Source organism: Brevundimonas balnearis, from assembly GCF_042434805.1.
Lineage (GTDB): Bacteria > Pseudomonadota > Alphaproteobacteria > Caulobacterales > Caulobacteraceae > Brevundimonas > Brevundimonas balnearis.
Map to the genome: position 1 here is coordinate 261,361 of NZ_JBHLSW010000003.1, position 13,008 is coordinate 274,368.

General features: G+C 69.7%; 14 protein-coding genes and 3 tRNA genes. 4 read left to right on the top strand and 13 right to left on the bottom strand.

Features of this window, described 5'->3' with window-relative positions:
• Nucleotides 1-17 precede the first annotated feature (17 nt).
• Entirely contained in the window at nucleotides 18-1,169 is a 1,152-nt protein-coding gene (gene metC, locus ACFFGE_RS02335; RefSeq protein ID WP_376833919.1) for a cystathionine beta-lyase, read from the top strand.
• Nucleotides 1,170-1,172: 3 nt separating this feature from the next.
• Here the strand turns inward: metC and ACFFGE_RS02340 are convergent.
• Nucleotides 1,173-1,249 (bottom strand) — tRNA-Arg (locus ACFFGE_RS02340).
• A gap of 14 nt (nucleotides 1,250-1,263) precedes the next feature.
• The gene (locus ACFFGE_RS02345; RefSeq protein ID WP_376833921.1) at nucleotides 1,264-1,569 is read right to left on the bottom strand and encodes an ETC complex I subunit; all 306 of its coding nucleotides are present in this window, start codon (nucleotides 1,567-1,569) and stop codon (nucleotides 1,264-1,266) included.
• A 97-nt stretch (nucleotides 1,570-1,666) separates the two neighbouring features.
• Between ACFFGE_RS02345 and ACFFGE_RS02350 the strand changes: the two genes are divergently transcribed.
• Nucleotides 1,667-1,743: transfer RNA gene (locus ACFFGE_RS02350), tRNA-Pro, on the top strand.
• Between the two features lie 5 nt (nucleotides 1,744-1,748).
• Here the strand turns inward: ACFFGE_RS02350 and ACFFGE_RS02355 are convergent.
• The 7 genes from ACFFGE_RS02355 to ACFFGE_RS02385 all read right to left on the bottom strand — a co-directional run bounded on the left by ACFFGE_RS02355 (nucleotide 1,749) and on the right by ACFFGE_RS02385 (nucleotide 8,016).
• Nucleotides 1,749-2,225, bottom strand: coding sequence for a DUF192 domain-containing protein (locus ACFFGE_RS02355; RefSeq protein WP_376833923.1), 477 nt, complete (start codon nucleotides 2,223-2,225; stop codon nucleotides 1,749-1,751).
• Between the two features lie 25 nt (nucleotides 2,226-2,250).
• Nucleotides 2,251-2,754: a cold-shock protein gene (locus tag ACFFGE_RS02360; protein WP_376833925.1), complete on the bottom strand. Its 504-nt coding sequence runs from the start codon at nucleotides 2,752-2,754 to the stop codon at nucleotides 2,251-2,253.
• A gap of 160 nt (nucleotides 2,755-2,914) precedes the next feature.
• On the bottom strand, nucleotides 2,915-4,507 hold the full coding sequence (locus tag ACFFGE_RS02365) for a histidine kinase famiy protein (protein WP_376833927.1): 1,593 nt from the start codon (nucleotides 4,505-4,507) through the stop codon (nucleotides 2,915-2,917).
• 106 nt (nucleotides 4,508-4,613) lie between these two features.
• Nucleotides 4,614-4,688: transfer RNA gene (locus ACFFGE_RS02370), tRNA-Glu, on the bottom strand.
• Nucleotides 4,689-4,745: 57 nt separating this feature from the next.
• On the bottom strand, nucleotides 4,746-6,557 hold the full coding sequence (gene recJ / locus ACFFGE_RS02375) for a single-stranded-DNA-specific exonuclease RecJ (RefSeq protein ID WP_376833929.1): 1,812 nt from the start codon (nucleotides 6,555-6,557) through the stop codon (nucleotides 4,746-4,748).
• A gap of 3 nt (nucleotides 6,558-6,560) precedes the next feature.
• Nucleotides 6,561-7,514 carry a class II fructose-bisphosphatase gene (gene glpX, locus ACFFGE_RS02380; RefSeq protein WP_376833931.1) on the bottom strand — a complete coding sequence of 318 codons (954 nt, stop codon included), beginning with the start codon at nucleotides 7,512-7,514 and terminating at the stop codon, nucleotides 6,561-6,563.
• A 61-nt stretch (nucleotides 7,515-7,575) separates the two neighbouring features.
• Nucleotides 7,576-8,016 (bottom strand): hypothetical protein, encoded by a 441-nt coding sequence (locus ACFFGE_RS02385; RefSeq protein ID WP_376833933.1) that lies wholly within the window; start codon nucleotides 8,014-8,016, stop codon nucleotides 7,576-7,578.
• Between the two features lie 72 nt (nucleotides 8,017-8,088).
• On the opposite strand from ACFFGE_RS02385, the gene phaC reads away from it, so the two are divergent.
• Both phaC and ACFFGE_RS02395 read left to right on the top strand, forming a co-directional pair.
• On the top strand, nucleotides 8,089-10,071 hold the full coding sequence (gene phaC, locus ACFFGE_RS02390) for a class I poly(R)-hydroxyalkanoic acid synthase (protein WP_376833935.1): 1,983 nt from the start codon (nucleotides 8,089-8,091) through the stop codon (nucleotides 10,069-10,071).
• Nucleotides 10,068-10,448, top strand: a complete 381-nt coding sequence (locus tag ACFFGE_RS02395; RefSeq protein WP_376833937.1) for a hypothetical protein — start codon at nucleotides 10,068-10,070, stop codon at nucleotides 10,446-10,448. Before phaC ends, ACFFGE_RS02395 begins: the two co-directional genes overlap by 4 nt.
• 9 nt (nucleotides 10,449-10,457) lie before the next feature.
• Here ACFFGE_RS02395 and msrB read toward each other — a convergent pair whose 3' ends face one another.
• The 4 genes from msrB to ACFFGE_RS02415 are packed head-to-tail and all read right to left on the bottom strand — an operon-like array spanning nucleotide 10,458 to nucleotide 12,999.
• Complete coding sequence (msrB, locus tag ACFFGE_RS02400) at nucleotides 10,458-10,946, bottom strand: peptide-methionine (R)-S-oxide reductase MsrB (protein WP_376833939.1); 489 nt, start codon at nucleotides 10,944-10,946, stop codon at nucleotides 10,458-10,460.
• A gap of 39 nt (nucleotides 10,947-10,985) precedes the next feature.
• The gene (locus ACFFGE_RS02405; RefSeq protein ID WP_376833941.1) at nucleotides 10,986-11,963 is read right to left on the bottom strand and encodes an L-threonylcarbamoyladenylate synthase; all 978 of its coding nucleotides are present in this window, start codon (nucleotides 11,961-11,963) and stop codon (nucleotides 10,986-10,988) included.
• Nucleotides 11,897-12,454 carry a YceI family protein gene (locus tag ACFFGE_RS02410; RefSeq protein ID WP_376833943.1) on the bottom strand — a complete coding sequence of 186 codons (558 nt, stop codon included), beginning with the start codon at nucleotides 12,452-12,454 and terminating at the stop codon, nucleotides 11,897-11,899. The genes ACFFGE_RS02405 and ACFFGE_RS02410 overlap by 67 nt, the downstream gene beginning before the upstream one ends.
• Nucleotides 12,454-12,999 (bottom strand): cytochrome b, encoded by a 546-nt coding sequence (locus tag ACFFGE_RS02415; RefSeq protein ID WP_376833945.1) that lies wholly within the window; start codon nucleotides 12,997-12,999, stop codon nucleotides 12,454-12,456. The genes ACFFGE_RS02410 and ACFFGE_RS02415 overlap by 1 nt, the downstream gene beginning before the upstream one ends.
• Nucleotides 13,000-13,008: the final 9 nt, after the last annotated feature.

Genomic DNA, 13,008 nt, shown 5'->3' on the forward strand with positions numbered 1-13,008 from the left:
CAACCCGGAAGGCGCCGATGCCGGAGACTGATCGCACTCGCCTGATCGCGTCGGCGACGCGACGGGGCCTCGGCCGGCGCGTGGTCAATCCGCCGCTCGAACGTGGCTCCACCTTGTTGAGCGATCGCGCCGAGGACATGCGGGACGCGTCGCTCGGCCCGGTCTACGGACTGGACGGCCTGGCGCCTCAGCGCGCCCTGGCGGACGCCCTCGCCGAGATGGAGGGCGCCTGTCGGACCCTCCTCGCGCCTTCTGGGCTCTCGGCGCTGACCACGCCGCTGCTCGCCCTGACCCGAGCGGGCGACGAGGTGGTGGCGTCGGACGCGATCTACGGACCGAGCCGCAGGTTCCTGACCCGCTTCCTCGCCACCCGCGGGGTGACGACCCGCTTTCATGCGCCGGGGGCCTCACCGGAAGAGATCGCGGGGTTCATCGGTCCCGCGACGCGGCTGATCCTGATCGAGTCGCCCGCCTCGCTGACCTTCGAGATGATGGACGTCGCCGCCCTGTCGGCCGTGGCGCGCGAGCGCGGTGCGCTGACGGTCATGGACAACACCTGGGCCGCCGGTCTGGCCTTCAAGCCGCTGCAGCATGGCGTCGACGTCAGCGTACAGGCGGTGACGAAGTACGTCGCGGGCCACTCCGATGTGCTGCTCGGCGCGATGTCGGTCGCGGACCCGACGATCGCGCGGGCGCTGGCGAACGCCGTCGAAGACCTCGGCCTGCATGTTTCGCCCGACGACGCCTGGCTGGCCCTGCGGGGCCTGAGAACCCTCCCCGTGCGCCTGCAGGCCCACGAGAAGGCCGCGCTTCGCGTCGCCGAGTGGCTCGAGCGTCGGCCGGAGGTCGCCCGGGTGCTCTATCCGCCCCTGCCCGGGTCGGAGGGGCATCCGCTATGGAGCCGCGACTATTCGGGCGCGGCCGGGCTCATGGGCGTGGTCATGCGGGACTGGGACGAGGCCCGGGCGCAGGCCTTCATGAACCGGCTGACCCTTTTCGGTCTCGGCTATTCCTGGGGCGGGTTCGAGAGCCTGATCACCCACGAGACGGGCCAACTGAGCCTGCGCGCGCGGCCGCCCCGGCTGGAGGGCGCGCTCCTGCGTCTGCATGTCGGACTGGAGGACCCGCACGACCTGATCGCCGACCTGTCTCGCGCCTTCACCGAGTGACGATGGCGCGCCCTGCAGGATTCGAACCTGCGACCCCATGCTTAGAAGGCACGTGCTCTATCCAACTGAGCTAAGGGCGCCCGCACCGTCCGGATCAGTGAGTCCAGGGCTGCTTGCGATTGTAGGCGAAGTTGTCGGCGTAGGCCTTGAGGATCACCGGGGCCTCCTGCGGATCATGCAGGCGGAAGGCGATGCCGTGCGTCTCGGCGTAGGCGATCGCCTCTTCCTTCGAGTCGAAGCGCAGGCGCACCTGACCGTTCATGTCGGTCGAAGACGTCCAGCCCATCAGCGGATCGAGGGCGCGCGCCGCCGCCGGTTCGAACTCCAGGATCCACTCCCGGGTCTTGGCCTTGCCGGACTGCATGGCGGTCTTGGCCGGTCTGAAAATGCGCGCGAGCATGGTCGGTCCTCTTCTCCCGGCTCTGATACAACGCTTTGGGCCGGGCTCAAGGCCCCGCGTTGCGGCCGGCGCCGCCGCGTGCCATGAGAGCCGCCCTCGGGGTGTAGCGCAGCCTGGTAGCGCATCTGCTTTGGGAGCAGAGGGTCGCAGGTTCGAATCCTGCCGCCCCGACCAACCGCCTAGCGGTCGAAGTGGGGGTGCTCGACCACGTCTCCGGGCTCGGCCCCGATCTCCTCGGACCGCCCCGCCCGCAGCTCGACGACCCCGGTCGCCGGGCCGTTCGACGGGTAGATGCCGTCGGAATAGGGCGTCGTGTGCCGCGCGATCGAGACGATCCGTCCGTCCGCGGCGACATAGATGATGTCGAGCGAACTCGGCGTGTTCCGCATCCAGAAGCCGCGCTCGGCGTTGTCCTGAAACTTGAAAAGCATGCCCTGGTCGTCGGGCAGCGGCGGCCGGAACATCAGCCCGCGTTCCCGCTCGGCCGCGTCGTCCGCGATCTCCACCCAGAAGGTGTGCCGGCCGCTGTCGGTGACGATGGTCAGCTGTTCCATCGGCTGGCCCTGGGGGTCCAGCGGCGGCCTCTCGGACGCGCACGCCCCCAACGCGACCGTGACGCCGGCGAGGCCGATGAGAAGTCTGCGAGTCAGCGGCATGCGCCCTCCGTTGGGCGCGCCGGGATCAGCCGCCCTGATCTATGTCGGCGACCACCAATCCCTTGGGGCCGCTGGCGAACCGGACGCGAACCGCCGCTCCAGGCTGAAGGTCCTCCAGGCCGCAGCGGCGAAGCGTCTCGATATGGACGAAGATATCGCCCGGATTGCTCTCGCACACAACGAAGCCGTACCCCTTGGTGCGATTGAACCACTTCACCTTCGCCTGCTCGAACGGACCGGTCGGCTCCGGCGTATCGACACGCGCGCGGCCCAGCGGCGCCGCCTTCAGCGAGGCGTAGCCGGAGCCGCGGGCCGAGGGCTGTCCCGCGCCGAGCGCGTGCACCGAGGTGACCTGCCAACCCTTGGGGCGCCGGGCCACGTCACAGGTGATGGGCGCGCCCTCATCGGCCGCGTCGCGACCGATGTCGCGCAGGCTCGATATGTGCAGCAACACGTCCGCCGCGTCGGTCGCGCTGGGGTCGTCAGGCACGATGAAGCCGTACCCCTTGCCTGCGTCGAACCATTTCACTTGGCCGCTGATACGAACGGTCGGTTGCGCGTCCGACTCTCTGAAATCCACTTCCGCCCCCTGCACCCGCTATGCGAGCGCGACATGCTTAACACGGTTCCGTGAACGAGCGGCAGGCGAAAAATCACGATTTTCGACAGTTGACGGCAAGATTGGCCCGTCAACTCACGCCGGTGGGGCCGTCCAGAAGAATCCTGACCTTCCGGGCCAGCTCGCCACGACGGTACGGTTTCGGAATTATGTCATAGCCGGCGCGCGCGTCCGAGCCCTCCAGCGCGCGGTCCGCCCAACCGGTGGTGAGCAGGACCGGCAGATTTGGCCGCAGTCGGCGCACCTCGTTGGCCAGGGTCACCCCGTTCATGCCACCCGGCATGACGATGTCGGTAAACAGAAGATCGATCTCCAGCCCTTCGCGCACGCGGGCCAGCGCCTCGGTCCCCTGTGTCGCGGCGACCACGTTGTAGCCGAAGTCCTCGAGGATGCCGCGACCCATCTCCATGACGTCGGCGTTGTCCTCGACCATGAGGATGGTCTCGTTGCCGCCGCGGGTATCCTGGCGTGGGCGCTCCTGGAGGCCCGCCGCCTCGCCCTGCACGGCGGGGAACAGCAACGTCACCGTCGTGCCCGCGCCCTCGGTGGAGTCGATGTGCAGGTAACCCTGGCTCTGACGCATGAAGCCGTAGACCATCGCCAGGCCCATGCCCGTGCCCTTGCCCACGTCCTTGGTCGTGAAGAAGGGCTCGGTGACCCGGTCCAGCACATTGGCCGGAATGCCCTCGCCGGTGTCCTGAATCGACAGGCACACGTACTCGCCCGCCCCCGCGCCGGAGGGGTGAGACTCCTCGGCGTCGACGGTCAGGTTGCGGGTCGAGATTCGCACCTCGCCGCCGTCGATCATGGCGTCGCGCGCATTGATCAGGATGTTCAGCAGCGCCACCTCGGCCTGGACCGAGTCGACCCGCGCCAGCCTGAGGCCCTCCGCGAAATCCAGCTCGATTTCGATCTGGCTACCGAGCGTGCGGTCCAGCATGTCCTTCAGGCCGCGCACAAGGATGTTCAGGTTGGTCGGGCGTCCGTCCAGCCGCTGCTTGCGCGCGAAGGCCAGCAGCTGGGAGGTCAGGGTCTCCGCCCGCCGCGCCCCATCCAGCGCGCGTTCCAGCCGCGTGCGCACGACATCGTCATCGGTCCGCTCCAGGGCGGAGTCGATGTTGCCCATGATGACGGTGAGCATGTTGTTGAAGTCATGGGCGATACCGCCCGTGAGCTGGCCCACCGCCTCCATCTTCTGCGCCTGGCGGAGCGCGTCCTCGGCGTCGCGGCGACGCGAAACGTCCAGCTGCGAGGCGAAGAAATACAGCAGCTCACCCTCGCCGTCGAAGACGGGGCTGATGAAGAGGGCGTTCCAGAAGGCCGATCCGTCCTTGCGATAGTTGAGGATCTCGACGGAGACGTCTGTCCGCGCCTCGATGGCGGAGCGAATCTGGGCGACCGTTTCGCGGTCGGTGCCGACGCCTTGCAGGAACCTGCAGTTCCTCCCGACGATCTCTTCGGAGCGGTAGCCGCTCAGCTCCTGGAACGCGACATTGGCGAAGACGATCGGATTGTCGTCCTGGTTCGGGTCGGTGACGATCATCGGCATCCGCGTCATCTCGACGGCGGCGAAGAAGATGTCGTCCTTGCCGGAGAACCCCTCGGCGGTGACCCGCGGCTTCGAGTTGAAGTGCGGCGAGTCGGGGGAAGTCGGGTCGGTCACGCGGCGCTCCAGACGAGGCCGTGCGCGGCCACGAAATGCACAACGCAGCTAGGCCATTTTGGCTCAGCTCGCAAAGGTCGCGACCGTACATTTGGGGAACCCCGCGTGGCAGTCCCTAGGGGAATCGAACCCCTCTTTTCAGGTTGAAAACCTGACGTCCTAACCGATAGACGAAGGGACCGCTGCGCGAGAGCCGGCGATATAGCGACCGATTCCGGCGGGCGCAAGCGTCAAAAAATCAGATGCGGCGCGGGTCGTGAACGTCCTCGATCTCCAGCTGGACGCCGCGTCGGCCGTTCCAGTCGTCGGGCTTCAGCCGTCCCGCGACGCTGAGACCCTGAGCGCCCGCGAGTAGAGCTTCGCCGCACGGCAGATCGGCGACACGCCAGGCGATCGCGCGGACCGGGGCGCCGTCCGCGCCGACCAGACGGCAGCGGACGTGCCCGCCGTTCATGACGACGGGTTCGCGGACCGACACGCCGCTCAGGGCGAACAGGGGCTCCGGATTGCCGGGTCCGAAGGGCTCCAGCGCGGCGAAGCTGTCCACCAGGTCGCGGGTCGCCGCGCGGGGGTCGATCAGGGCGTCGATCTCCAGCTGGTCGGCCTGCTGCGCCGCCGCCTGTTCGCCGCCCAGGCGTTCGCTCAGGAAACGCCGCACCTCTTCCAGCCGTGCGGCTTCGGCCGTCAGCCCGCAGGCCATGGCGTGGCCGCCGCCGGCGAGCAGAAGGCCCTCCTCCCAGGCCGCCTGGACCGCGCGACCGAGGTTCACGCCCGGCTGGGAACGGCCGGATCCCTTGGCGACGCCGCTGATCGGATCGACGCCCGCCACGATCACAGGCTTGCGCCACCGTTCCCGCAGACGTCCGGCCACGACTCCGACCACGCCCGGGTGCCAGCCGTCGCCCGCGACGACCACCACCGGCGCGTCCATGATCGAGGCGTCGGCCTCGACAAGCTCTACGGCGGCCTCGACGACCTCTCGCTCGACTTCCCGTCGCTCGGCGTTGAGCGCGTGGAGCTGTTCGGCGACGGCGCGCGCCTCATCGACATCGTCGGTGGCGAGCAGCCGCGCGCCGAGGTCGGCCCTGCCGATGCGCCCGGCGGCGTTGATTCGCGGCCCCAGGATGAAGCCGAGGTGGTTCACCGTCGCCGGCTTGAGCTCGGCCCCAGCCGCCGCCATGAGGGCCCGCAGCCCGGGATTCTCCCAGGCCGACATCACCCCGAGTCCGAGACGGGTCAGGGTGCGGTTGAAGCCGGTCAGCGCCGTCACGTCGCACACGGCGCCGAGCGCGGCGAGGTAGAGCCATTGCCGGATGTCCGGTTCGCCCAGGTCCTTGAACAGGCCTCTGCGGCGGGCTTCGCGATTGAGGGCCGCCAGTAGGACGAAGACGACCCCGGCGGCTGCGAGGTTCCCCTGCCCCGACTTGCAGTCCGGCCGGTTGGGATTGACGACGGCGGCGCAGGCCGGCGGCTGGTCCCGCATCAGGTGGTGATCGATCACCACCACCTTCAATCCGATCGCGCCCGCGTGGCGGACCGCCGCCGTCGCCGCCGCCCCGCAGTCCACTGTGATGACCAGGTCCGCGCCCAACGCCTTCAGCCGGTCGAACGCCAGGGAGCTGGGACCATAACCCTCCGTCAGGCGGTCGGGGACGTAGATCGGCAGATCACGACCCAGCGCCCGGAACCAGCGCACCAGCAAGGCCGCGCTGGACGCACCGTCGACGTCATAGTCCGCGAAGACATGCAGGCTCTGCCCGGCCTCGTACGCGTCGAGGATGGCGCCGGCCGCCGCGTCCATGTCCGCGAAACTGGAAGGGTCGGGGAACGAGCCCCTGAGCGTCGGGTTCAGGAAGCCGTCGGCCGTGTCCGCGTCGATGCCCCGCGCGACCAGCGCCCGCGCCAGGGGCTCGGTCAGGCCGTGCGCCTGCATCAGCCGACGGACGTCCTCCAGGGGGGCGGACCGCTGGCGCCAGGCGCGCCCGCTGAGCGATCGCTCGACGCCCAGGAAGGCCCCCGGCGTCCCCAGCCTGCCCGCCCCGTCCGCCATGGGTCAGATCGGACGCGTCATGCGGATGCGTCGCACCGTGCGGCTGGCGGAATCCATCACTAGCGTATGGGTGCTGACGAAGCCGCGCTCCATCGTGACCCCGTCCAGCATCGCGCCCTTGGTGACGCCGGTCGCGGCGAACACCGCGTCCTTGGACACCAGTTCGTGCAGGTCGTACTTGCGGTCGAAGTCGGTGACGCCCGTGCGCTCCGCCCGCGCCCGCTCGTCGTCGTTGCGGAACACCAGCCGGCCCTGGAACTGCCCGCCGACGCACTTCAACGCGGCGCAGGCCAGGACGCCCTCGGGCGCGCCGCCCTGCCCCAGATAGATGTCGATGCCGGTCTCCGGCTCGGCGGTGTGGATCACCCCCGCGACGTCGCCGTCGGTGATCAGCACGATGCGGCAGCCGACCTGGCGCAACGCGGCGATCAGCTCGGCGTGGCGCGGGCGATCCATGACGCACGCCGTGATCCGCTCGGGCGACACGCCCTTGGCCCTGGCCAGCGCTGCGATGTTGTCCTGCGGCGCGGCGTCCAGATCGACGACGCCCGCGTCGTAGCCCGGTCCGACCGCGATCTTGTCCATATAGGTGTCGGGGGCGTGCAGCAGCCCGCCCCCGGGCGACATGGCCAGAACCGCCAGGGCGTTGGCCATCGCCTTGGCCGTCAGGGTGGTGCCCTCCAGCGGGTCCAGCGCGATGTCGATGGCGGGCCCGGCGCCGGTCCCCACCTTCTCGCCGATGTAGAGCATCGGCGCCTCGTCGCGCTCACCCTCGCCGATGACGATCTTGCCGTCGATGGGAAGCGCGTTCAGCGCGGTGCGCATGGCGTCCACCGCGACCTGATCGGCGGCCTTCTCGTCGCCTCGGCCGATCTGGGGATAGGCGGCGATGGCCGCGAGCTCGGTGACCCCGGCGGCGTCCGCGGCGAGGGCGGCGAAAAAGGCCTGATCGGCCATGCGCGTCTCCTGAGAAATGCCGTCGGGTCTTTGCGCCCGGTCAGCGATGATTCGTCAAAGCCTATTGGCGACGCCGGATCGGCGGCGGGGCTCGCCCACGCTCCCGCAGAGCCTCGGCCCAGGCGTCCAGGGTCTCGCGCGTCTGCTGGGTGATCGGCGCGACCCGGGTCTGATCCACCCGCTCGCGCGTGGCGGCGGCGAAGGCCTCCGGGTCCTCAAGCGACCAGTCGATGGCGGCGACATCGCGGGTCAGCGCGGCCTGCTCGGCCCGCTGCGAGGCGACGGCGGCGGCGATCTCAACATCGCTCGGCAGACCGGTGGGCGCCGGCGGAAAGTCCGCCCAGCGGGGATAGCTTCGGTTCGCGTCCACCAGCGCCTGGACGCGAGCGGAGAGCTGGGGCGGCGCCGACCCCTCGGACGACGGCGCGACAGCGGACGCGCAGGCGCCGAGCGTCGCCGCGGCGAGCAGTCCGATGCCGAATTTGACCGTGCGGGCGTTCATCTCAGCCGCCCTCATATGCCATGATCGTGACGGCAGAAAGGGCGGGTGCGACCGCCTTCGACGGAGGACGCGATGGCCAAGGCGCCCAAGACCCGCGCGACGACCCCCCGGACCGCGGCCAAGGCCACGGCGAGGGACGGGACCAAGCCGCCCCCTCGCCCCAGGTCCAAACCGAAGCCCAGGCCCGCGCCGGAGTCCGCCCCTCCCATCGAGGCGTCCGCCCCGCAGAGGCAGGCCGCGTCGCCGCAACCGCAGGCCGAGGGCTGGGCCAACCCCGCCGACATGCTGTCGCCCGAGCAGCGTCAGATGCTGGAGACCCTGTCCCTGAACCTGGCCAGGGCGGCGATGACGGCGCAGGCGGCCATCGCGGAAGCCGCCCTGTCCCAAGCCGATCGGCCGGCCGCCATGTCGCCCGATCCTTTCAACGTCGCCCCGGCGATGACCGCCGTGATGTCCAGTCTCGCGGCGCGTCCGGACCGGGTCTTCAGGGCCCAGGCCGACCTGTTCAACCGCTACATGGACCTGTGGGCCTCGACGACGCGACGCGCCGCCGGCGAGGAACAGCCCAAACCGTCCTCGGACAAGCGGTTCAAGGACGCCGCCTGGAGCGACAATCCGGTCTTCGACGCCATGCGTCAGTCCTATTTGATCACGGCCGAGTGGATGAACGGGCTGGTGGCCCAGGCCGATGACGTCGACCCCCTGACCCGGCGGCGCGCCGAGTTCTTCATGAAGCTCCTGACCGACGCCTTCTCGCCGTCGAACTTCCTGGCCTCCAATCCCGTCGCCCTGAAGGCGTTGATGGAGTCGAGCGGGGAGAGCCTGGTCAAGGGCATGGAGAACTTCGCCGCCGACATCGAGCGCGGCGGCGGCAAGCTGAAGATCAGCCAGGCCGACTACGCCCGCTTCAAGGTGGGTGAGAACGTCGCCACCGCTCCGGGTCAGGTGGTCTGGCGCGACGAGCTGTTCGAGCTGATCCAGTACGACGCCGCCACCGACCAGCAGCACGCCGTCCCGCTGCTGATCTTCCCGCCGTGGATCAACAAGTTCTACATCCTGGACCTGCAGCCCGAGAACTCGATGATCCGCTGGCTTTCGGCCCAGGGGTTCACGGTCTTCGTCTGTTCGTGGGTGAACCCGGACATCGACAAGGCCGAGTTCGGCTTCGACGACTATCTGCACAAAGGCATCTATCGCGCCGTCGAGAAGACGCTGGAGCAATCCGGCTCGGATCGGGTCAACACGGTCGGCTACTGCATCGGCGGCACGCTTCTGGGCGCGGCCCTGGCGCACATGGCCGCCCGCGACGACGCGCGGATCGGGGCGGCGACCTTCTTCGCGGCCCAGCACGACTTCGCGGAGGCGGGCGACCTGCTGCTGTTCACGGACGAACACTGGCTCGCCGAGATCGAGAAGCAGATGGACGCCGCCGGCGGCGTCCTCCCGGGCGCGGCCATGGCGGACACCTTCAACGCGCTGCGGGCCAACGACCTGATCTGGTCGTTCTTCGTGTCGAACTACCTGATGGGCAAGGCGCCGCCGGCCTTCGACCTGTTGTTCTGGAACGCCGACCAGACCCGCATGCCCAAGCGCCTGCACATGGACTATCTGCGCTCCATGTACGGGCGGAACGCCCTGACCCAGGGCCTGTTCGAACTCGGCGGGGAGCGGATCGACCTGTCCAGGGTGACCATCCCGCTATACTTCCAGGCCAGCCGCGAGGATCACATCGCGCCGATGCGCTCGGTCTACCGTTCCGCGCGCGCCTTCCGGAACGCCCAGGTGACGTTGACGCTCGCCGGATCGGGGCACATCGCCGGCGTGATCAATCCGCCCTCGGCGCGCAAGTACCAGCACTGGATCAACCCGTCGCTGCCCGAGACGCTGGAGGACTGGCGCGCCGGGGCAGAGGAGCATCCGGGCAGCTGGTGGGACCACTGGGCCGGCTGGCTCCGCGAGCGATCGGGACCGAAGGTCGCGGCCCGCGACCCCAAAAAGGGCCCATTGCCCGCGATAGAACCGGCTCCCGGGAGCTATGTGAAAGTGAAGTCTTGAGCCGTCTCGAACCGAACCAGCTGCTGGCGCTGTCCACCGGTTTCGCCCTGATCGTTCTGGTCCTCAGCGCCGTAGCGAACGGCCCGGAGGGGACGGTGCTGAGGTATCCGATCCTGGCGGTCGTCTGCTCGCTCGGTTACGTCGTCCTGAACGGCCTCTGGTCGCGGCGGATGAAGCTGAACCGGCCGCCGATGATCCATCCGGACGCGCCCGGCACGGCGGTCTGGGCCAGTCTGTTTCCGATGCTGCTTCTTTTCGGCTCGATCATACCGGTGCTGTTCCCGGATCGGGACCTGGGTCTTCTGGTGATCGTCGCCGCCATCTGGTTCGGCCTGACGATGGAGAGCGCCTTCAAGGCCGCCCGGCGCGACGGCTAGTTCCGGGGCTCAGGCCGGTCGGAAGATCAGCGCCACGCCGTTGTTGCAGTAGCGCAGACCCGTCGGACGCGGCCCGTCCTGGAACACGTGACCGTGGTGGCCCAGGCAGCGGGCGCAATGATACTCCGTACGCGGAATACCGATCAGGTAGTCGGTCTTCGTGCCTATGTTGTTCGACATCACCTGCCAGAAACTGGGCCAGCCGGTGCCGCTGTCGTACTTCCAGTCGGAGCGGAACAGCGGCAGCTCGCAGCCCTTGCAGAGGAAGGTCCCGCGCCGGCCCTCTTCGTTCAAGGGCGAGGTGTAGGGTCGCTCGGTCGCCTCGTGCCGCAGCACCCGCCAGGCCGGATCGCCCAGACGCCGTCGCCACTCCGCGTCCGGAATGCGGCGGAACGGCGAATCCGCGAAACGCGCTTCGTCAGCGCCGGCCACCTGGGGCCCGCAGGCTCCCAGCGTCAGGGCGGCGGATCCCAGGATCAGGCGGCGGCGATCGAACATGGTCATGCTCCCCTATACGACGCGCCGGCTCGTCCGGTTTCACCCGACCCGGCCGGCGGCCCGCGACAAACGGTCGTTGATCGCCTCACCCAGGCCCGTCGCAGGCACGGGGGCGACGGCGATGCCTGTCGGCGTTTCCCGGTCCGCGTCGCGAAGCAGCCGGAACAACCGCGCCGCGGCCTCGGCAAGGTCGCCAGTCGGACTGAGGCTCCAGCGGGGATCGCCGGTCCCGGGACCGAAGCCGAGCAGAATCTCGCCGTCCCTCGCCTCCGCCGCGTTGATCCGAACCGGCGCGTCCGGCGCATAGTGGAGGGTCAGCCGCCCCGGCGAGCGATGGCCTTCGCCGGCTTCCACAAGCCGACCCACGACCGCGGTGAGATCCTCACGGGTGACCGCGCCCGGCCTCAGAAGGGCGACCCTGCCGTCCAGCACGGACGCGACCGTGCTTTCCACGCCCACCGCGCAGGGCCCGCCGTCGAGCCCCGCCGACGCGGCTGAGCCGGTCTCGGCCACGGCGTCCTGGAAGGTGGTCGGGCTGGGTCGGCCCGACCGATTGGCCGACGGCGCGACAACCGGGCCGCCGAAGGCCGACAGCAGCTCGCGCGCGAGGGCGTGGCCGGGGACGCGCACGGCGACCGTGTCGAGCCCCGCCCGGGCCAGGTCGCAGACCGCGCCGTCGCGGGCCGGCAGGACCAGGGTGAGCGGCCCCGGCCAGAAGGTCTCGGCGAGCGCGCGGGCGGCGGCGTCGAAGCGGGCGATCGCCTCGGCGGCCGCCGCGTCCGAAACGTGCGAAATCAGCGGATTGAAGCGCGGCCGTCCCTTGGCCTCGAAGATGCGGGCCACCGCGACCGGGTTCCGGGCGTCGGCGGCGAGCCCGTAGACCGTCTCGGTCGGCAGCAGCACCAGTTCGCCCGCGCGAAGCGCCGCGGCGGCCGCATCGACATCACGTGCTAACCGACGCGGCGCGCCGTCAGGTTCACGTCGATGCGCACCCGTCTGGAGATGAGGCGGTTCCAAGGTCCGTCCGTTCCTATGCCGAGCTCCGCCCGGTCCAGGTCGAAGCCGCCGCTCATCTGCGCCCTCCCCTCCTCGAAACGCAAGGCGCAGGGGAAGACGACCCGGGTCCGCCGGCCCTTGGCCGTCACCTCGGCGGCGGCCGTGTACCTGCCCGGTCCGGCGGGCGAGAGCGACAGGAGCCGGAAGCGCAGGGTCGGGTGCCGCCGGGCGTCCAGGAACCGCGGGCCGACAGCGCGAGACGTAAGCGCGCCGTTGCTCATCGCGAGGCTGGCCGCTGCGACCTCCACCTCCACCTCCGCCGACTGGGGCTGATGGGGATCCATCCGGATGAAGGCTTCGAAGGTCTCGAACCGGCCGCGCTGGGTCGAGCCCAGGGCCTGAACCGATAGCTCGATGGCGGACGTCGCCGGATCGGCCCGCCAGAGGGCGACGTCGGCCCGCGCGGGCGCGAAGGCGAGGAAGCAGACGAGAAGCGCCGCCAGCCCTCGCATCAACGTTTCGGCAGGACCGGGATCATGCGCCGCAGCACGTTGTCCTTATCCAGGAACTGGTGCTTCAGGGCGCCGCCGACATGCAGCGCGATCAGGACGTATAGCAGCTTCACCCCGTTCCTGTGCATGTCCATGAAGGCGCCCGCCAGGTCCCGGTCCGGGCCGATCGGCAACAGAGGCCAGTCGAACAACCCGAACCAGTCGATCGGGCGCTGCGCCGCCGAGGACGCCGCCCATCCGCCCAGCGGCAGGGCGATCAGCACGACGTAGAACAGCAGGTGGGTGAGCCGGGCGACCCGCTTCTGCCACCCAGGCGTGGACGGCGGCAGCGGAATGGCGGGATGGCGAAGGCGCCAGCCCAGCCGGATCAGCGTCAGGACCAGGATGCTTAGACCGTTGGCCTTGTGCACGCCGATCAGCTCTCGCGCCGCGCTCTCATTGGCGTCCGCCGCCATGATGAGCAGGATCTGCAGCAGCACCAGAATGGCGATGCCCCAGTGCAGGAACAGCGACACGGTGGAGTAGCGGTCCGCGGGTTCGGCCATGACGTCTCC